Source organism: Sphingomonas sanxanigenens DSM 19645 = NX02, assembly GCF_000512205.2.
GTDB lineage: Bacteria > Pseudomonadota > Alphaproteobacteria > Sphingomonadales > Sphingomonadaceae > Sphingomonas_D > Sphingomonas_D sanxanigenens.
The window spans coordinates 5,644,351-5,663,104 of the sequence record NZ_CP006644.1; the positions used below are offsets into that span (position 1 = coordinate 5,644,351).

General features: G+C 66.8%; 17 protein-coding genes. 15 read left to right on the forward strand and 2 right to left on the reverse strand.

Features of this window, described 5'->3' with window-relative positions:
* Nucleotide 1 precedes the first annotated feature (1 nt).
* Both NX02_RS25920 and NX02_RS33390 read right to left on the reverse strand, forming a co-directional pair.
* On the reverse strand, nt 2-463 hold the full coding sequence (locus tag NX02_RS25920) for a (2Fe-2S)-binding protein (protein ID WP_025295071.1): 462 nt from the start codon (nt 461-463) through the stop codon (nt 2-4).
* 212 nt (nt 464-675) lie between these two features.
* The gene (locus NX02_RS33390) at nt 676-4,893 is read right to left on the reverse strand and encodes a galactose oxidase early set domain-containing protein (protein WP_025295072.1); all 4,218 of its coding nucleotides are present in this window, start codon (nt 4,891-4,893) and stop codon (nt 676-678) included.
* 207 nt (nt 4,894-5,100) lie between these two features.
* On the opposite strand from NX02_RS33390, the gene NX02_RS25930 reads away from it, so the two are divergent.
* The 15 genes from NX02_RS25930 to pnp all read left to right on the forward strand — a co-directional run bounded on the left by NX02_RS25930 (nt 5,101) and on the right by pnp (nt 18,697).
* The gene (locus NX02_RS25930) at nt 5,101-6,255 is read left to right on the forward strand and encodes a PepSY-associated TM helix domain-containing protein (protein WP_025295073.1); all 1,155 of its coding nucleotides are present in this window, start codon (nt 5,101-5,103) and stop codon (nt 6,253-6,255) included.
* A complete protein-coding gene (locus NX02_RS25935; RefSeq protein ID WP_025295074.1) occupies nt 6,252-6,446 on the forward strand; it encodes a hypothetical protein in 195 nt (64 codons plus the stop codon). Before NX02_RS25930 ends, NX02_RS25935 begins: the two co-directional genes overlap by 4 nt.
* Nucleotides 6,447-6,639: 193 nt before the next feature.
* Nucleotides 6,640-7,164 (forward strand): ribosome maturation protein RimP, encoded by a 525-nt coding sequence (gene rimP / locus NX02_RS25940; RefSeq protein WP_025295075.1) that lies wholly within the window; start codon nt 6,640-6,642, stop codon nt 7,162-7,164.
* Nucleotides 7,165-7,173: 9 nt separating this feature from the next.
* A complete protein-coding gene (gene nusA / locus NX02_RS25945; protein WP_025295076.1) occupies nt 7,174-8,793 on the forward strand; it encodes a transcription termination factor NusA in 1,620 nt (539 codons plus the stop codon).
* Nucleotides 8,780-9,595, forward strand: coding sequence for a DUF448 domain-containing protein (locus tag NX02_RS25950; RefSeq protein WP_025295077.1), 816 nt, complete (start codon nt 8,780-8,782; stop codon nt 9,593-9,595). Before nusA ends, NX02_RS25950 begins: the two co-directional genes overlap by 14 nt.
* Nucleotides 9,596-12,208 (forward strand): translation initiation factor IF-2, encoded by a 2,613-nt coding sequence (gene infB / locus NX02_RS25955; protein ID WP_025295078.1) that lies wholly within the window; start codon nt 9,596-9,598, stop codon nt 12,206-12,208.
* A 133-nt stretch (nt 12,209-12,341) separates the two neighbouring features.
* Complete coding sequence (rbfA, locus tag NX02_RS25960; protein ID WP_025295079.1) at nt 12,342-12,734, forward strand: 30S ribosome-binding factor RbfA; 393 nt, start codon at nt 12,342-12,344, stop codon at nt 12,732-12,734.
* A 31-nt stretch (nt 12,735-12,765) separates the two neighbouring features.
* Nucleotides 12,766-13,026, forward strand: coding sequence for an AbrB/MazE/SpoVT family DNA-binding domain-containing protein (locus NX02_RS25965; protein WP_025295080.1), 261 nt, complete (start codon nt 12,766-12,768; stop codon nt 13,024-13,026).
* 5 nt (nt 13,027-13,031) lie between these two features.
* Nucleotides 13,032-13,421, forward strand: a complete 390-nt coding sequence (locus tag NX02_RS25970; protein WP_025295081.1) for a type II toxin-antitoxin system VapC family toxin — start codon at nt 13,032-13,034, stop codon at nt 13,419-13,421.
* A complete protein-coding gene (locus tag NX02_RS25975; protein WP_025295082.1) occupies nt 13,421-13,996 on the forward strand; it encodes a thymidine kinase in 576 nt (191 codons plus the stop codon). Before NX02_RS25970 ends, NX02_RS25975 begins: the two co-directional genes overlap by 1 nt.
* Complete coding sequence (locus NX02_RS25980; protein WP_025295083.1) at nt 13,993-14,589, forward strand: GNAT family N-acetyltransferase; 597 nt, start codon at nt 13,993-13,995, stop codon at nt 14,587-14,589. The genes NX02_RS25975 and NX02_RS25980 overlap by 4 nt, the downstream gene beginning before the upstream one ends.
* On the forward strand, nt 14,586-14,942 hold the full coding sequence (locus tag NX02_RS25985; protein WP_025295084.1) for a hypothetical protein: 357 nt from the start codon (nt 14,586-14,588) through the stop codon (nt 14,940-14,942). Before NX02_RS25980 ends, NX02_RS25985 begins: the two co-directional genes overlap by 4 nt.
* Nucleotides 14,943-14,973: 31 nt before the next feature.
* Nucleotides 14,974-15,858 carry a tRNA pseudouridine(55) synthase TruB gene (gene truB, locus NX02_RS25990; protein WP_025295085.1) on the forward strand — a complete coding sequence of 295 codons (885 nt, stop codon included), beginning with the start codon at nt 14,974-14,976 and terminating at the stop codon, nt 15,856-15,858.
* Nucleotides 15,859-15,882: 24 nt separating this feature from the next.
* Nucleotides 15,883-16,152: a 30S ribosomal protein S15 gene (gene rpsO, locus NX02_RS25995; RefSeq protein ID WP_025295086.1), complete on the forward strand. Its 270-nt coding sequence runs from the start codon at nt 15,883-15,885 to the stop codon at nt 16,150-16,152.
* A gap of 205 nt (nt 16,153-16,357) precedes the next feature.
* Nucleotides 16,358-18,697: a polyribonucleotide nucleotidyltransferase gene (pnp, locus tag NX02_RS26000; protein WP_025295087.1), complete on the forward strand. Its 2,340-nt coding sequence runs from the start codon at nt 16,358-16,360 to the stop codon at nt 18,695-18,697.
* Nucleotides 18,698-18,754 lie beyond the last annotated feature (57 nt).

An 18,754-nucleotide genomic window follows, 5' to 3' on the forward strand; every position in this document is an offset into this window, starting at 1 on the left:
CTCAGGCCGCCTGCGCGGCAGCGGCCGCCTGTTTGATCGCCGTACGGATGCGGCCATAGGTGCCGCAGCGGCAGATATTGCCCGACATCACATGGTCGATATCGGCATCGCTCGGCGCGGGGTTGGCGGCGAGCAGCGCCGCCGCCTGCATCAACTGGCCCGACTGGCAATAGCCGCACTGGACGACCTCGATATCCAGCCACGCCTTTTGCAGCGCCTTGCCCGCGGTCGTGCCGCCCAGCGCCTCGATCGTCATCACCTCGGCATCGCCCACCGCCGACACCGGCAGAACGCAGGCGCGCTTGGGCACGCCGCCGACGTGCACCGTGCAGGCACCGCACATCGCGATGCCGCACCCATATTTGGTGCCGGTCAGCCCGACGACGTCGCGAATGACCCAGAGCAGCGGCGTATCGTCTTCAACGGCGGCGTCGTGGACACGCCCATTGATCTTGAGTTGCATGGCCGAGCACCCCAAAACTGGCTGGAGGCCTCGACATAACAAGGATCGCGTCCGGGCTCGATCACGCGGGCGGTTAAAAGACGTAAAACGAAGAATCGATCGGTTGAGAAATAATCGGTCGGTTGAGAAAGACTTGCAGCGGTGCCGCCAGGCCGCAGCGGCCGCCATTATCACTTGGTCGGCGTTCTGCGGATACCGGCGCCTGCCCGTGGTCAGCGGTGAAGATCGATCCGCTCGACAATGGTCCGTTCGCGCGCGCCCGTTCCGCCGCAGGCGATCAGCGCGTCGAAGGCGCGGACCGCGGCGTCGAAATCGTCGCGATGGCGCGGATTGCAGAAGCCGACGCTCTGTCCCTTGTAGTGCGTCAGCGCCGTCTCCTTGACCGGATTGCCCGAGAAGGGACAGGTGCGGTTCACCGTCGCTGCCGGCGTCGGGCGGGCGGGCTGTGCCGGCCGGACGGGCACCGGGGTCGGGCCACCATGGTCCTGGCCATGGCCCCGCGTCGGATCGGCGGTTTCGGTCGGGGCTGGTCGCTCCGGCCCGCTCGACGATCGCGATGTGGCATGCACTTGCGGCACCGCGAGGGGGGCGAGCGCCGTGACGCGCGCGCGCGCCGGCTTCGTCTGCTCCTGTGAGAAGGCCGCGATCGCCGCCGCGAAGCGGTCGCGGTGCGCGGGGCTGCAGAAGCCGACGATATGGCCCTCATAGCGCATCAGCGAGTCGTCGCTGACCGGCCGGCCAGACCAGGGGCAACTGCGGTTGAGCGCACCGTCCGCCGCGCGGCCCTGCCGGGCGCGGACCGTCGCGCGCAGCCGGTCGCGCAGCGCGGTCAGCAGCACCGTTTCCAGGCAGGCTTCCACCCGGTCGAACCGCCAGTCGCGGTCGCAGTCGCGCAATACGAAGCCGTCGAACCGGCCGCAGCAATCATAATGCAGCCGCTCGACGGCGCCGGTGACGCAGAATGTCCTGCTCTTCTCGTCCGGGTGCGCGGGGCCGCCGGGCTTGCCGCCGGTGCCATGGGGATCGGGCGCCACCGCATCCGGATCGCCGCCGAACGCACGCACGCGGTCGCCCAGTTCGGCCAGATAGCGCTTGAACACCGGGTACCAGCGATTGCCCTCGGGGATCGCCGCCGCGACATGCTTGAGCACGCCGAGATTGTGGGTAAAGCGCGGCAGCAGCGCGGCGGCGTTGCGCACCTCGATGCGGAATTCGGTCGAGCCCAACACCTTGTAGGTACGCCCTGAAACCTGCCGCAGCACGATCCGATGGACCTTGCCCTCGCTGACGCCGGGCGGCAGCTGGACGGTCATGAGCCCGGCGATCGTCCGGTTGAGCGGCCCAGGGATGGGGATGAAGCCGACATCGCTCACCTTGCAGCGGATCGTGTCGACAGCGGCGGCGGCGAGGTTGCCCGGCGCCTGCCGTACCGCACCGGCGCGGACGATCTCGCGCGCATCGACCTGCGGCATGTAGAAGGTCACCAGCGCGTCGCGCGGCAGGTCGCCCCAGTCGATCACCAGTTCGTCCGGGTGCAGCCGCCGGCGGACCGCGGCTGCCGCGTTGCCCGGCGCGAACACCGACTGGTCGAACGAGACCGGCGACGGCTTCAGTTCGAAGGTGTGGTGCACCAGATGCGCGGCGAAGCTGCCGGGATTGTCCGAATAATCGAACAGGATATTGCGCTGCGCGATATTATCGGAGGATCCGGGCGTCGCCAGCGGCGGGATCGGATCCTGCGCATAATGGATCTCGGCTACGAGGCACTGGTGCAGCCCGCGCATCAGTTCCTGGATGCTGCGCAGTCCTTCGGGATCGTCGCCATCGTCGAACGGCCCGTCGGACTGTGGCGAGAGCGGGAAGCGGGCGACGTCCTGGTTCACGTCGAGCCAGCAGCCGAAATAGCCATGCACCTCGGTCGCGCCCGTGCCGGACAATGTGCGGCGGTTGGTGGGATCCTGCTGGTCGCGCATGTTGGCCGTGCGGGTCTGCGCGAAGCAGGGAATGTTGTTGACCTCGCCGCCCTCGATCCCGAGCAGCGGCGTCGCCGACGCGCCGTTGCCGAACCGCCGGTAGCTCGCATTGGTATCGAATTCGAGCGCCGACCAGCCCGTCGTCCACATCCGGAAGAACAGCCGCACGTCGACCGCATCGACGCCTTCGGGCGCGACGAAGCGCACCCGCGCGACAGCATAGTTGAATACCGGATCGCCATTGGCATCGTTGGTGCCGAGTTCGAGCCGATTGACGTCCTGATCGACCGGCAGCCCGTCGAATGGATGATCGTCCTCGCCCGCCGCACCATTGAGCGCCGCCACGAGGTCGCGGATGTATTGATAGGCATTGTCCGCACCGGCCGCCGGATGCGCGATGTCCGCGACCGGCGCCTGGCCGGGATTGGCCTTGAACACGCGCAGGTCGACGCTGAGCCAGGGCGGATCGCCGTCGCGCATCCTGGGATTGGGATTTTTGGAGAGCTGCAGCCTGGTGTCGGCCTGGAACAGCCCGGCGGTCGCCGAGAAGGTCATGTCGATGAAATCCTCGGCCGCCGGAATCTCGTCGAACGCGTCGAGCGAGGTGAAGCGCAGGCGGACGGGATAGACGATGCGCTGCGCGATATCGGGTTGATCGGATCCCGCCTCATACTGGGGGGCGCCGAAGGATATTTCGACGTCGGGAACGGGGTCGCCGCCGGGCAGGCGCAGCGAATATTCGATGGGTACCACCTCGTGCGGCATGAAGCCGTCGAACACGACGAACAGCGCTTCCTCGAACGTCGCGGGCGGGCCGAGCGCATCGACCTCGTGGATCGAATAGGTGGAGATCTCGACGGAGATGACGAGCTTCTGGCGTGACAGGCGGACGAAGGATGCGCGCTCGCATACTCGCCCCTGATCGTCGATCAGGAACAGCATATAATAGCCCGGCGGGGCGATTTCGGCCGAGGGTGGCGCGTAGATCTCCAACGCGCCGGCATTGAGCGCGTTGAACTGCAGCCCGACATAGCGCTGGTCCGAATTGAACCCGTGGGTGATCGATCCGCAGCGCATCAGCGCGACCCTGGCGATCTGCTGCGCATCGGGGGTCGTGACGTAGAACGGCGCGAGATAGCCGATATTGCCGGGGCATTCGGTGATCGTTGGCCGTCCCGCGGCGCCGATATAGGCGGGCGCGAACAGCTCGAAATCGCGGTTGGCACCGTCTGCGGACGTGGTCGAACCGCCGTGCCACACCCGCCCGTCGGGCAGCAGCAGTGCGCCCGAATGATAGCCGCGCCGGGTGGGGGCGGGTTCATCGATCGTTTCCCAGCGTTCTTCGTCGCTGTTGGAGAAATTGCCCGCGCCCCAGTCGATGCCGGGTGTGTAGAGTTCGGGCTCGCGCGTGGCCTCGGTCGGATCGTCTGCGCCCGCGGCGCCTTGCCAGCCGCCGGTTACGAGCACCTGGCCCGTCGGAAGCAATGTGGCGCAGCCATGTTCGCGATTGCGCGCCGCCGCGGCCCCCTGCCGCGGCACCGTCGCGACCCAGGTAGGCGATGCGTCGACGTCAATCCGGAACGCGGTGGCATCGGGGCTGTTGGTGGCGAGCACGCGCGCGGGATAATTGGGTGGCAGCAGCGGCAGCAGCACCGACGAGGCCGCGCTGCCGCGGTCATAATAGCTGGGCAGCGTAGCGAGCCCGCCGATATCGGCCCCGGTCCACACACCGGCATAGGGGTCGAAGATGCGCTTGGGTCCCTCGTCGCCCGCCGTATCCGAGAACAGCAGGCCATCGGGCAGCGCATGGAAGCGCGGATAGCCATCGGTGGAATAGGCGAAACCATTGGGCGCGGTCAGTGCCGAGGTCATCAAGGTCCACGCGTTGGTGCCCGGCGAATAGCGTTCCGGCGTGTTGTTGTTGTGCCGCTGCTCGCCATCGGCGGGATAGAAATCGTCGCCGGCGGGATGGCCTCCCGCCGCGAACACCTCGCCATTGGCCAGGGTGACCAGCGTGGGATACCAGCGCCCGCCACCCTGTGAGACGCTGCCGGGCTGGAAGTTGAGATCGTCAGCGCGGACCCAGCGTCTGGCGCGAGGCAGATAGATCCAGCACGCCCGCTCGCCGTCATAATGGGGAAGGTGGATGCCTTCATGCGTCTCCGCCCAGCCGAAGGTCCCGCCGGCCGAGAGGAGCCGTCCGTCGGCAAGAAGGGATTGGCCGCCGCAGAAACAGTCGGTGTCGGGCAGGGCATCGTCGGAGAAAGTCTCGATCGGGTTGGCGAGACCGGGCGCCAGCCGGTAGAGGCGGCTGAACGTCAGGTTCTGGACCTGCGCGCCGCCGCCGCTCGCGGCCCAATCGCCGTAATAGAAGATGACACCGTCCGGTTCGGTCGGGAGCAGCGCGGCGTGGATCGCGGTGAGCTGCGAATCGTTGCTGATGGTCGTCCAGGGCATGGCGACTGGCCTCGCGCACTTGCAACTGCACATCGACGGCGCCAGTCGCCCGATCGGCGCCAGCGTCCGGAACAGTCATCGCGACCCTTGGATATCGTCAATTCTGCGACTCCGCCCGTGGATGGTACAACCGAACGCCGCTGCAAACCAGATGCGAATGCGAACGACTCTCTGGTCAGCCGCGATCCAATTGGGCAAGGACGGACGATGAGCAATCGCGCCATCAAGGCCTGGTATCTTGTCCACAAATGGACGAGCCTCGTCTGCACCCTCTTCCTGCTGATGCTGTGCCTCACCGGCCTGCCGCTGATCTTCCATGACGAGATCGACGCGCTGACCGAAGATCGGGCGCCGTTGCGCGCGATGCCTGCCGGCGCGCGGGCGTTGCCGCTCGACGATATCGTCGCTGCCGCCGTACGCCTCTACCCGGGCGAGCGGCCCTTGTTCATGAGCTTCGACGACGACCGCCCGGTCGCCAACGTCACCACCGGCCCCACCGCGGACGCCGGGCGTGACGAGATGCACATCACCGCTTTCGACATGCGCACCGCCGAACCGGTCGGCCCGCTGCTGGAGGAAGGCGTGATGGCGGTGATATTGCGGCTGCATGTCGACATGTTCGCCGGGCTCCCAGGGGAGCTGTTCCTCGGCTTCATGGGCTTCCTGTTCTTCGTCGCCACCGTCTCCGGCGTCGTGCTCTACGCGCCGTTCATGCGGAAACTGGACTTCGGTGCGCTGCGCTGGTCCCGCAGCCGGCGGGTCCGCTGGCTGGACATGCATAACATGCTGGGCATCGTCACGCTCGCATGGGTCAGCGTGGTGGGGCTGACGGGCGTGATCAACACGCTCTCCGATCCGCTGGTCGATTTCTGGCGCGTGGACCAGCTCGGCAAGCTGGTCGCCCCCTATGAGGGGCTGCCGCCGGTGCCGGTGGCCGAATTCGGGTCGCTGGAAGCCGCGGTGGCTCGCGCCAGGGCTGAAGCACCGGGGACACGGCCGCAATTCGTCGCCTTTCCCGGCGTGCGCTTCAGCAGCAATCATCATTATGCGGTCTGGTTGAAGGGCGCGACACCGGCGACCGACCGGTTGCTGACCCCGGCGCTGATCGACGCGCGCTCCGGCGATCTCACCGCGATGCGCACCATGCCCTGGTACATGCTGGCCCTGCGCCTCTCGCAGCCGCTGCATTTCGGCGACTATGCCGGCATGCCGATGAAGATCCTGTGGGCGCTGCTCGACATCGCAGCGATCGCCATCCTCGGCAGCGGCCTCTATCTGTGGCTCGGCCGGCGCGCCGGATCGATCGAAACGCGTGTGCGCGAGCTGCGGACCGGCGCCGCGATGCCGGTGCCCGCCGAATGAGCACGCCGCGCGCGAAACGCCGCGATGGGCGGCTGGGCAAGGTCTTCGCGATGCCGCTGCTGCTCTGCCTGACCAGCCTTGCCGCGCTGGTGGTGGGGTTGCTCGACGACGGGCCGTTCGACGTGCTGTGCTGGCTGGGGCTGGCCGCGCCGGTAGCGGCGGCGCTGTGGGCATGGCGCGCGCGAAGCTGATGCGATGGCGCCCTTTCCGGCGCCGATATCGGCGCGCCAGCGGCACCGCCGGCGTCCGGCGCGCAGACTCCGCTTGCCGCCCGCCGCGACCCGGACTATATAGGCGCTGCTTTTCTCGACATCGTTAAACATGCCGAGGCCGGCCCCGAAAGGGCCCGGTGCCCAAAGCGCTTGTTCTGATTCCCGGAGGCCCATGGCGGATATCGCCGAACTGACATCGCTGATCGAGCCCGAAGCCAAGGCGCTCGGGCTGTCGCTGGTGCGCGTCGCTATGTTCGGCGGCAAGAGCGATCCGACATTGCAGGTGATGGCGGAACGGCCCGACACGCGGCAGCTCAACCTCGACGATTGCGCCGAGCTGTCGCGCCGCCTGTCGGACGTGCTCGATGCTGCCGATCCGATCGAATATGCCTATCGGCTCGAGGTCAGCTCGCCGGGGATCGACCGCCCGCTCACCCGCCTTCAGGACTATGCCGACTGGGCTGGGTTCGAGGGGCGCGTGCGCATGGCCGAGGCTATCGGCGGGCGCAAGGTCTTCGAAGGCAAGCTCGGCGGCATCGCGGGCGACTGCATCAAGATCGACGTGCCGAAGCTGGGCGAGACCGAATTGCCCTTCGCCGGCATTCTCAACGCGAAGCTGTTGCTGACCGACGCGCTGATCGACGCAACAATGCCGCTCTCTTCCGAGGGCGCCGACAAGTTCAAGGTAGAAGGATAGGACTGGGCCATGGCTACCGCCATTTCCGCCAACAAGGCTGAACTGCTCGCGATCGCCGATTCGGTCGCCAAGGAAAAGCTGATCGATCGCGAGATCGTGATCGAGGCGATGGAAGACGCGATCCAGCGCGCCGCCCGCGCGCGCTACGGCGCCGAGAACGACATTCGCGCCAAGATCGATCCGCGCAGCGGCGACATGCGCCTGTGGCGCGTCGTCGAGGTGGTCGAGGCGGTAGACGACTATTTCAAGCAGGTCAGCCTGGCCGATGCGCAGAAGCTGCAGAAGGGCGCAGCCGTCGGCGATTTCATCGTCGATCCGCTGCCGCCGATCGAGTTCGGCCGCATCGCGGCGCAGGCCGCCAAGCAGGTGATCTTCCAGAAGGTCCGCGATGCCGAGCGCGAGCGCCAGTATGACGAGTTCAAGGATCGCGCGAGCGAGATCATCACCGGCGTCGTCAAGCGCGTCGAGTTCGGCCATGTCGTCGTCGATCTGGGCCGCGCCGAAGGCGTCATCCGCCGCGACGCGCAGATCCCGCGCGAAGTCGTCCGCGTCGGCGATCGCGTCCGCAGCCTGATCCTCAAGGTGGTGCGCGAGACGCGCGGACCGCAGATCTTCCTCAGCCGCGCGCACCCTGACTTCATGAAGAAGCTGTTCGCGCAGGAAGTGCCCGAGATCTACGACGGCATCATCGAGATCAAGGCGGCCGCCCGCGATCCGGGCAGCCGCGCCAAGATCGGCGTGATCAGCCACGACAGCTCGATCGATCCGGTCGGCGCCTGCGTCGGCATGAAGGGCAGCCGCGTTCAGGCGGTCGTCCAGGAGATGCAGGGCGAGAAGATCGACATCATCCCCTGGTCGCCCGACACCGCGACCTTCGTCGTCAACGCGTTGCAGCCGGCGAATGTCAGCCGCGTCGTGATCGACGAGGAAGAGGATCGCATCGAGGTGGTCGTCCCCGACGATCAGCTCAGCCTCGCGATCGGCCGCCGCGGCCAGAATGTCCGCCTCGCCAGCCAGCTGACCGGCAAGGCGATCGACATCCTGACCGAGGCCGATGCCAGCGAGAAGCGTCAGCGCGAGTTCGTCGAGCGTTCGGAGATGTTCCAGAACGAGCTCGATGTCGACGAGACGCTCGCGCAGCTGCTGGTCGCCGAGGGCTTCGGCGCGCTCGAAGAGGTCGCCTATGTCGAGGTCGACGAGTTGGCGGCGATCGAGGGCTTCGACGAGGAACTGGCGCAGGAACTGCAGAGCCGTGCGCAGGAAGCGCTCGACCGCCGCGAGCAGGCCGCCCGCGACGAGCGCCGTGCGCTTGGTGTCGAGGATGCGCTGGCCGAGCTGCCGTATTTGACCGAAGCGATGCTGGTCACGCTTGGCAAGGCCGGGATCAGGACGCTCGACGATCTGGCGGATCTCGCCACCGACGAGCTGATCCAGAAGAAGCGCGCCGAACCTCGCCGCCGTGGCGAGAACAGCCAGCGTGAGAGCCGGCCCGAGGACAAGGGCGGCGTGCTGGCGCAGTATGGCCTGAGCGAAGAACAGGGCAACGAGATTATCATGGCAGCGCGGGCCCACTGGTTCGACGACGAGCCCGAATCCGAGGAGGTCGCTCCTGCGGATGGCGAACGATGAGCAGCCTGACGGCCTGAAGGCGGCGTCTGCCCTCCCCGGGCGCGGGGGGGGATCGAGGGGAGGGCGTGTCCGCCAGCCCCGCGATGGCGAAGACGCGCCCGCTTCCCCGGCGGAAAGGGATGGCCCCGAGCGCCGGTGCATCATCACCGGCGAGCGGGCGCAGCGTGATTCGCTGATTCGACTTGCATTGGCGCCCGATGGCACCGTCGCGCCCGATGTGCGCGCCAAGGCGCCGGGGCGGGGTGCGTGGATCGCCGTGGACCAGGCGGCGCTGACGACGGCGATCGCGAAGGGCAAGCTCAAGGGCGCGCTGCTGCGTGCTTTCAAGGGCGCGCAGATCCTGATTCCCGATGATCTGCCCCAGCAGATCGAACGCGCGCTCGAACGCGCCGCGCTCGATCGCATGGGGCTGGAAGCCAAGGCGGGCACGCTCGTCACGGGGGCCGAGAAAATCGCCGAAGCCGCGCGCCGCGGCACCGTGACGTTGCTGATCCATGCCCGCGATGCCGCCGAAGACGGCAAGCGCAAGCTCGACCAGGCCCTTCGTGTCGGACTCGATATGGAGGGCAGCGATGCGCGCGGGGTGGTAATCCCCGCAAGTCGGGCCATATTGTCGGTGGCGCTTGGCCGCGAAAATGTTGTACACGCCGCGCTGATCGCGCCGGCGGCAGCTGCGCGCGTCGCCCAAGCACTTGGCCGGTGGCGCGGCTTTATTGGACGGAAAGAAGGCGTCGAGCCTTGCGATGGCGAATCGCAGGGGCAATCGGCGCAGCATGATGCGAGTGAAGGATCCGGGTTCTAGATGAGCGACGACAACAAGCCGAAACTGGGAATGCGCGCGCCGCTGGGCCTCAAGCGCACCGTTGAAACGGGCAAGGTGAAGCAGAGCTTCAGCCATGGCCGTTCGAACACGGTGGTCGTCGAGGTGAAGCGCCGCCGTGTGCTCGGCAAGCCCGGCGAGGGCGAGACGCCCGAAACGACGTCTGCGTCGGCGCCCGCTCCGGCCCCGGCGCCCGCTCCCCGCGCGCCCGTCGCGCCGCCGCGCGCCACGACTCCGCCGCCGCCGCCGCGTCCTCCCGGCAGCGATCTGCTGTCGCGGCAGGAGCTTCAGGCGAAGCTGCTGCGCGAGGCCGAGGAAGCGCGGATGAACTCGCTCGAGGAAGCGCGCCGCCGCGAAGAGCAGCAGCGCCTTGCCGCCTCGGAAGAGGAAAAGCGTCGCGTCGAGGAAAAGCGCCGCGCCGAGGAAGAGGCGCAGCGCGCCGCCGAGGAAGAGGCCGTCCGCACGGTCACCGAGGAGGCTGCGCCCGCGGCTGAACCCGCCGCGCAGGCGGCGTCCGCTGCCGCACCGAGCGCGGCTGAACCTGCGCCCGCCGCGGCTCAGGCCCCGGCGGCTGTCGCTGCTGCGCGCCCTGCCACGTCGGGCGATGCGGACCGCGTCCGCCGCCCCGGCCCGGCGGCGCCGGCGCCCGTCCGTCGTCCCGAACCGCCCCGGCCTGGGGCGAACCGTGGACGCGACGATCGTCGCCAGTCGGGCAAGCTCACCGTCACGCGTGCGCTGGATGATGATGGCGGCGCGCGTGCGCGCAGCCTTGCGGCGCTCAAGCGTGCCCGCGAGAAGGAACGGCGTGGCCATGGCGGTTTCGCCGGTCCGTCGGCGAAGCAGGTGCGCGACGTCGTCGTGCCCGACAACATCACGGTCGGCGAACTCGCAAACCGCATGGCGGAGCGCGGCGCCGATCTCGTGAAGGCGTTGTTCAAGATGGGCATGCCCGTCACGGTCAATCAGCCGATCGACCAGGACACCGCGGAATTGCTCGTCACCGAGTTCGGCCACAACATCAAGCGCGTGTCCGACAGCGATGTCGATATCGACGCCAGCGAGGATGTGGACGCGACCGAAACGCTGCTGCCGCGTCCGCCGGTGGTCACGATCATGGGCCATGTCGATCACGGCAAGACCTCGCTGCTCGACGCGCTGCGCGGGACCGACGTGGTTGCGGGCGAAGCCGGCGGCATCACCCAGCACATCGGCGCCTATCAGGTGACGGTGAAGTCGGGCGAGAAGATCACCTTCCTCGACACGCCTGGCCACGAAGCCTTCACCGAGATGCGCCAGCGCGGCGCCAACGTGACGGATATCGTGGTGCTGGTGGTTGCCGCCGACGATGGCCTGCGTCCGCAGACGATCGAGGCGATCAACCATACCAAGGCGGCCGGCGTGCCGATGATCGTCGCCATCAACAAGATGGACAAGCCCGAGGCCAATCCGAAGAAGGTTCGCGAGGACCTGCTTCAGTATGAGGTCATCGTCGAAGAGATGTCGGGTGACGTGCAGGACGTCGAAGTCTCCGCGATGAAGCGGACCGGTCTCGACGATCTGATCGAGAAGATCCTGCTGCAGGCCGAACTGCTCGACCTCAAGGCGAACCCCGATCGCGCCGCAGAAGGCAATGTGATCGAGGCGAAGCTCGACAAGGGCCGCGGCCCGGTGGCGACCGTGCTGGTTCGCCGCGGCACGCTGCGCGTCGGCGACATCTTCGTCATCGGCGCCGAAAGTGGCAAGGTTCGCGCGCTGATCGACGACAAGGGCCGCAGCGTGAAGGAGGCACAGCCCTCCACGCCGGTCGAGGTGCTCGGCATGTCGGGTACGCCGGGCGCGGGCGATCAGCTCTCGGTCGTCGAGAACGAGTCGCGTGCCCGTGAGGTCGCTGCCTATCGCGCCGGCGTCATCCAGCAGAAGCGGACCACCGCAACCCCGGCAAACCTCGAATCGATGTTCTCCGCGCTGCGCGAGAGGCAGGCGATGGAGTATCCGGTGGTGGTCAAGGCCGACACGCAAGGGTCGGTCGAGGCGATCGTCGGCGCGCTCAACAAGATCTCGACCGACGACATCAAGGTCCGGATCCTGCATTCGGGCGTGGGTGGCATTACCGAGAGCGACGTCGTCCTGGCCTCGGCCAGCCGCGCGCCGATCATCGGCTTCAACGTGCGCCCCAACGCCAAGGCCCGCGAGATCGCCCATCAGGATAAGGTCGCGCTCAAATATTATGACGTGATCTATCACCTGACGGACGAGATCCGTGCCGGCATGGCCGGCCAGCTCGGCCCGGAAGCGATCGAGACGATCGTCGGCCGCGCCGAGGTCCGCGAGGTCTTCTCCGCGGGCAAGCATGGCAAGGCCGCCGGTCTGCTTGTGCTCGAGGGCTATATCCGCAAGGCGCTGCGTGCGCGCATCACCCGCGACGACGTGATCGTCTACAACGGGTCGATCGCCTCGCTGCGGCGCTTCAAGGATGACGTCGCCGAAGTGCGTGCCGGCCTTGAATGTGGTGTGACCTTCGAAAGCCACACCGACATCAAGCCGGGCGACTATCTCGAGACCTACGAAGTGGAGATGCGCGAGCGTACGCTTTGAGCTCGAGCCGAGGCAATCGTGACCGTTGGTACCACAGGGTGGGAGACGGTCTTGGTTGCCTCGGCGAGGCAGGCGAAGCTGGCTGCGGCTGCCTGTCGCTGGCTTCCTGCATAATCTTCGCGATCTGGTTGTTCTGATGCGTAACGAAACTCCCGAAACCCGCTCCGTGCGTCTGCTTCGCGTTGGCGAACAGGTTCGCCATGTGCTGAGCGAGATCCTGATGCGCGGCGACGTGCACGACGACACGCTGGCCAAGCACAGCGTCAGCGTGACCGAAGTGCGCATGTCGCCCGATCTGCGTCATGCCACCGTCTTCGTGAAGCCGCTGTTGGGCGGTGATGAGGAGGCGGTGCTGAAGGCGCTGCGCACCAACACCGCCTACCTCCAACGCGAAGTCGCGCACCGCGTGAACACCAAATATGCGGCCAAGCTGAAATTCCTCGCTGATGAGAGCTTCGACGAGGCGAGCCACATCGACCAGCTTCTGCGCGCGCCCAATGTGAAGCGAGATCTGGACGAAGATTGACCGGCCTTCCGGTAAGACGTATCTTACCTGTATGAATGCCTTCACCAAGCTGTCGTCCAAGGGGCAGGTCGTCATTCCCAAGGAAATCCGCGACGCGCTGCGCCTGTCGCCGGGAGAGACCCTGTCCGTTTCGCGGCAGGGGCGCCGCATTGTCCTCGAAGTAGCGGACGAGCAGGCGCCGCGCATCAGCTATGACGAATTCAAGCGGCTTGTACCGGCCTATGCCGGCGTGCCAGTGAGCATCGAGGCGATGCGTGATCTTGGCGCCGCGTTCGACGATTGGAAGAACTGAGCATTTTGCGCAGCATCGATACCAACATCGTCGTGCGATTGCTGCTGCGCGATGACCCGGCACAGGTCGCGCTCGTCGATGCGCTCGTGGCGGAGGGCGGTCTCATCGTTTCACCTACGGTGCTGATCGAGACCGAATGGGTGCTGCGCGCGGTCTATCGTCTCGATCGGCCGACGGTATCCCGCTTGTTGACGCTGCTGGTGGATATCGAGGGCGTCGATGTTCCCGATCCGCCGGGGGTGCGCTGGGCGCTTGGCCGCCACGCAGCCGGCGCCGATCTGGCCGACATGATCCATCTGATCGTTACCGAAAGCGATGCTTTCGTCACCCTCGACCAGCGGCTCGCCAGCGATGCCGGTTCATCCCCCCGCCAACCCGTGACGGTCCTGCGCTGATGGCCAAGATATATTTCTACTATGCTTCGATGAACGCGGGCAAATCGACCACGTTGCTGCAGGCCGATTTCAACTATCGCGAACGCGGCATGCAGACGATGCTGTTCACCGCCGCGATCGACGACCGCTTCCACCGCGGCCACATCGCGTCGCGCATTGGGCTGGAGGCGTCGGCGCACGCGTTCGACCCGACCACCGACCTGCGCGCCGCCGTCGCGCACGAGTTGGCGAACCGGCCGCTGCACTGCGTCCTGGTGGACGAGGCCCAGTTTCTCACCCGCACGCAGGTGCTGCAGCTCGCCTCGGTGTGCGACCAGCTCGACATACCGGTGCTCGCCTATGGGTTGCGCACCGATTTCCGCGGCGAATTGTTCGAGGGCAGCGCGGCGCTGCTCGGGCTCGCGGATTCGCTGGTCGAGCTCAAGGCGATTTGCGAATGCGGGCGCAAGGCGACGATGAACCTGCGGGTCGATGCCGCCGGCCAGTCCGTCACCCAGGGCGCGCAGACCGAGATCGGCGGCAATGACCGCTATGTCGCGCTATGCCGCCGCCACTTCATGGAACGCACGCAATGACCGCCCTGCATCGACCGCTGACCGATGGTGATCTGACGCTCGAACCGCTCAGCCCCGCGCACCGCGAGGGGCTGCGCGCTGCCTGCGCTGCCGACAGCGCGATCTGGGAAATCTATCCCAAATCCTGGGCGCCCGAGCATTTCGACACCCAGTTCGATGCGCTGCTCGCCAGCAACCGTCTGCCATTCGCAATCGTGCATGGCGGCGAGGTGGTGGGGATGACCGCTTATATCGGCGTCGATGCCGAGCGCGCCGTACTCGAAATCGGCAACAGCTTCATCCGCCCCGACCGGCGCGGCACCGGGCTCAACGGCCGCATCAAGCGGCTGATGCTCGACCATGCGTTTGCCCAGGGCGTGCGCCGCGCCGAATTCCGCGTCGACGCGCGCAACGGCCGCAGCCAGGCCGCAGTCCTCAAGCTGGGCGCGGTGCGCGAGGGCGTGATGCGCGCGGAACGGGTCACCTGGAACGGCCATGTCCGCGATACGGTGCTGTTTTCGATCCTGAGCCATGAATGGAACGGGGAACGATCAGCCGCGGTTCAGCCACGATCGGGCACAAGCCCAGTGCCGATTCGGAAGGACGATCGATGATCAGGACCATCCTCGCTGTCACCGCCCTCAGCCTCGCCGCCCCCGCGCTTGCCGAAGAGGCGGCTGCGCCGCCGGCCGGCGATCAGGTCGCGATTCCCTTTGCCTCCCGCGAGATCATCGAATGGAAGGTCGACGGCAATCGCGGCCTGTTCATCCGCGCCAACGGCAAATGGTACTATGCCCGGACGCAGGCGGACTGCCGCCGGATGATCCCCTCCATCGGGCTCGGTTTCGAAACCAGCCCCGGCGACCAGCTCGATCGCTACAGCGCGATCCATGCGCAGGGCTGGCGCTGCCAGCTCGACAGCGTCACCCGCTCCGAAGGGCCGCCGAAGAAGCATCGCAAAGGCTGACAAACCCTTTCGGTGCCGGTAGGGCGCCGCGATGCATGGCTGGATCATTATCGACAAGCCGGTCGGGCCAGGCTCGACCGACATCGTTTCCCGCGTAAAGCGCGCATTGCGCCAGGGCGGTTACCCCAAATTCAAGATCGGCCATGGCGGCACGCTCGATCCGCTGGCGAGCGGCGTGCTGCCGGTGGCGATCGGCGAGGCGACCAAGCTCGCCGGCCGGATGCTCGACAGCGACAAGGTCTATCGGTTCGCGATCGGCTTCGGCGTCGAGACCGACACGCTCGATGCCGAGGGCAAGCCGGTCGCGACCAGCGACGTACGGCCCGATCTCGCCGCGCTGCAGGCGGTGCTTCCCCGCTTCACCGGCCCGATCGAACAGATGCCGCCGGCCTATTCCGCGCTCAAGGTGGACGGCAAGCGCGCTTATGACCTTGCCCGCGCCGGTGTCGCGGTGACGCTGGCGGCACGCGCGGTGACGATCCACCACCTGTCGATCGTCGATGCGGCGCTGCCCGATGCGGTGACTCTGGAGGCGCGCGTCTCCAAGGGCACCTATATCCGCAGCCTCGCGCGGGACATCGCGCAGGCGCTCGGCACGGTCGGCCATGTCACCCTGTTGAGGCGCACCAAGGCCGGCCCGTTCGGGCTGGAATCCGCAATTTCGCTGGACATGCTGGACGAATCCGCTATGGCCCGCCGACTTGAAGAGATCACCTTGCCATTGACGGCGGGGCTGGACGGTATCCCGGCTCTAGACGTCACCCCCGACCAGGCGAGGCTGCTCCGCCAGGGGCAGAAGCTGGTCGGGATCGCTGCAATGCCGGGCCTGTCGCTGGCGACCGAGCGCAACGCGCCGGTTGCGCTGGTGGAGGCGGAAGGACGCGAAGTCCGGGTGGTGCGCGGCTTCAACCTGTAGCCCGATACCGAGGGAAAGAGACATATGACGATTACCGCCGAGCGCAAGGACGTGCTGATCAAGGACAACGCCCGTTTCGAGGGCGACACGGGCAGCCCCGAGGTCCAGGTCGCGATCCTCACCGAGCGGATCACCAACCTGACCGAGCACTTCAAGACCCACGCCAAGGACAATCATTCGCGTCGTGGTCTGCTGATGCTGGTCAACAAGCGCCGTTCGCTTCTCGATTATCTGAAGAAGAAGGACGGGACCCGCTACACGGACCTCATCGCGAAGCTCGGCCTTCGCAAGTAACGCTAAGAGCCCCGCTCGCGGGGCTCTTTTCGCATTCCGGCCCTGCCGGATGCATGCGGCGCCGAAACAGGCGCCGCGACGACGGGACGAACGGCAATCCGGCCGCTCGCTCACTCAGGGACGAGTATTCGTCCCGAACCGCGCGGGCCGGCACGCCCGCACATAGGCCCCGGCGGCATAGGGCTGCCGGTATGAAGGAAATCAGATGTTCGATACCAAGAAGGTAAGCATCGAGTGGGGCGGACAGACCCTCACACTCGAAACGGGCCGCGTTGCCCGCCAAGCCGACGGCGCGGTGATCGCGACGCTCGGCGAGACCGTGGTCCTCTGCGCAGTGACCGCCGCCAAGTCGGTGAAGGAAGGGCAGGACTTCTTCCCGCTCACCGTCCACTACCAGGAAAAATATTCGGCCGCCGGCCGTATCCCGGGCGGCTTCTTCAAGCGTGAGCGCGGCGCGACCGAGAAGGAGACCCTCGTCTCCCGCCTGATCGATCGCCCGATCCGCCCGCTCTTCCCGGAAGGCTTCTACAACGAGATCAACTGCATCGCGCAGGTGCTCTCGTACGACGGCGAGAATGAGCCGGACGTGCTGGCGATGGTCGCCGCGTCCGCGGCGCTCACGCTTTCGGGCGTGCCGTTCATGGGCCCCATCGCGGCTGCCCGCGTCGGCTACAAGGATGGCGAGTATCAGCTCAACCCGACCGACACGCAGATCGAGGAAGGCGAACTCGACCTCGTCGTCGCCGGTACGCATGACGCGGTGATGATGGTCGAATCCGAAGCCAAGGAGCTTTCGGAGGAGATCATGCTGGGCGCGGTGATGTTCGCCCACCGCGGCATCCAGCCGGTGATCGACGCGATCATCGATCTCGCCGAACAGGCCGCCAAGGATCCGTGGGAAATGGCGGCGCAGGCCGATGTTTCCGCTGCCAAGACCAAGCTCAAGAAGCTGATCGGCACCGACATCGCCGCCGCCTACAAGCTGACCAACAAGTCGGCCCGCTCGGAGGCGCTCAATGCCGCCCGCGCCAAGGCGAAGGACGCGTTCAGCGACGCGACGCCGCAGGACCAGATGGCCGCGATGAAGCTGGTCAAGAAGCTGGAAGCCGAGATCGTCCGCGGCGCCATCCTGAAGACCGGCATCCGCATCGACGGCCGCGACACCAAGACGGTCCGCCCGATCCTCGCCGAGGCGCATTTCCTGCCCCGCGCGCATGGTTCGGCGCTGTTCACCCGTGGCGAGACCCAGACCATCGCCACCTGCACCCTTGGCACCAAGGATGCGGAGCAGATGATCGACGGCCTCACCGGGCTGCACTACGAGCATTTCATGCTGCACTATAACTTCCCGCCCTATTCGGTCGGCGAAGTTGGCCGCTTCGGCGCGCCGAGCCGTCGTGACGTCGGCCATGGCAAGCTGGCGTGGCGTGCGCTACAGGCGGTGCTGCCGACCAAGGACGAGTTCCCCTACACGATCCGCGTCACCAGCGACATCACCGAGTCCAACGGCTCCTCGTCGATGGCGACGGTGTGCGGCGGCAGCCTCGCGATGATGGATGCCGGCGTGCCGATCAAGCGCCCGGTTTCGGGCATCGCGATGGGCCTGATCCTCGAAGGCAAGGATTTCGCCGTCCTGTCGGATATCCTCGGCGACGAGGATCATCTCGGCGACATGGACTTCAAGGTCGCGGGCACCAGCGAGGGCATCACCAGCCTTCAGATGGACATCAAGATCGCCGGCATCACCGAGGAGATCATGAAGGTCGCGCTCGAGCAGGCGAATGCCGGCCGCGCGCACATCCTGGGCGAGATGGCCAAGGCGCTCGATCACACCCGTGAAGAGCTCTCGGCGCATGCGCCGCGCATCGAGACGATGCAGATCGACAAGGCGAAGATTCGCGAAGTCATCGGCACCGGCGGCAAGGTGATCCGTGAGATCGTCGCCACCACCGGCGCCAAGGTCGACATCGACGACGAGGGCCTGATCAAGATCAGCTCGTCCGACGTCGCCCAGATCGAGGCCGCCCGCGCCTGGATCCTCGGCATCGTCGAGGAGCCCGAGGTCGGCAAGGTCTACAACGGCAAGGTCGTCAACCTCGTCGATTTCGGCGCGTTCGTGAACTTCATGGGCGGCCGCGACGGTCTCGTCCACGTCTCGGAGATCAAGAACGAGCGTGTCGAGAAGGTCGCCGACGCCCTGACCGAAGGCCAGGAGGTCAAGGTCAAGGTGCTGGAGATCGACAGCCGCGGCAAGGTTCGTCTGTCGATGCGCGTCGTCGACCAGGAGACCGGCGCCGAGCTGGAAGATACCCGCCCGCAGCGCGAAGAGCGTGCGCCGCGCGGTGACCGTGGTGATCGCGGCGATCGCGGTGATCGTGGCCCGCGTCGCGATGGCGACCGTGGCCCGCGTCGTGACGGCGGTGGGCGTCGTGATGGCGGCGGTGGCCGTGGTGGCGATCGCGGCCCGCGCCGCGAGCGTTCGGAGAAGGATGACGGCCCCGAGCCCGAATTCGCACCGGCCTTCCTGAAGCGCGACGACGACTGATCGTCCGCGCATCAGCGGGAAATGAAAGAGGGGCACCGTTCGCGGTGCCCCTTTTTT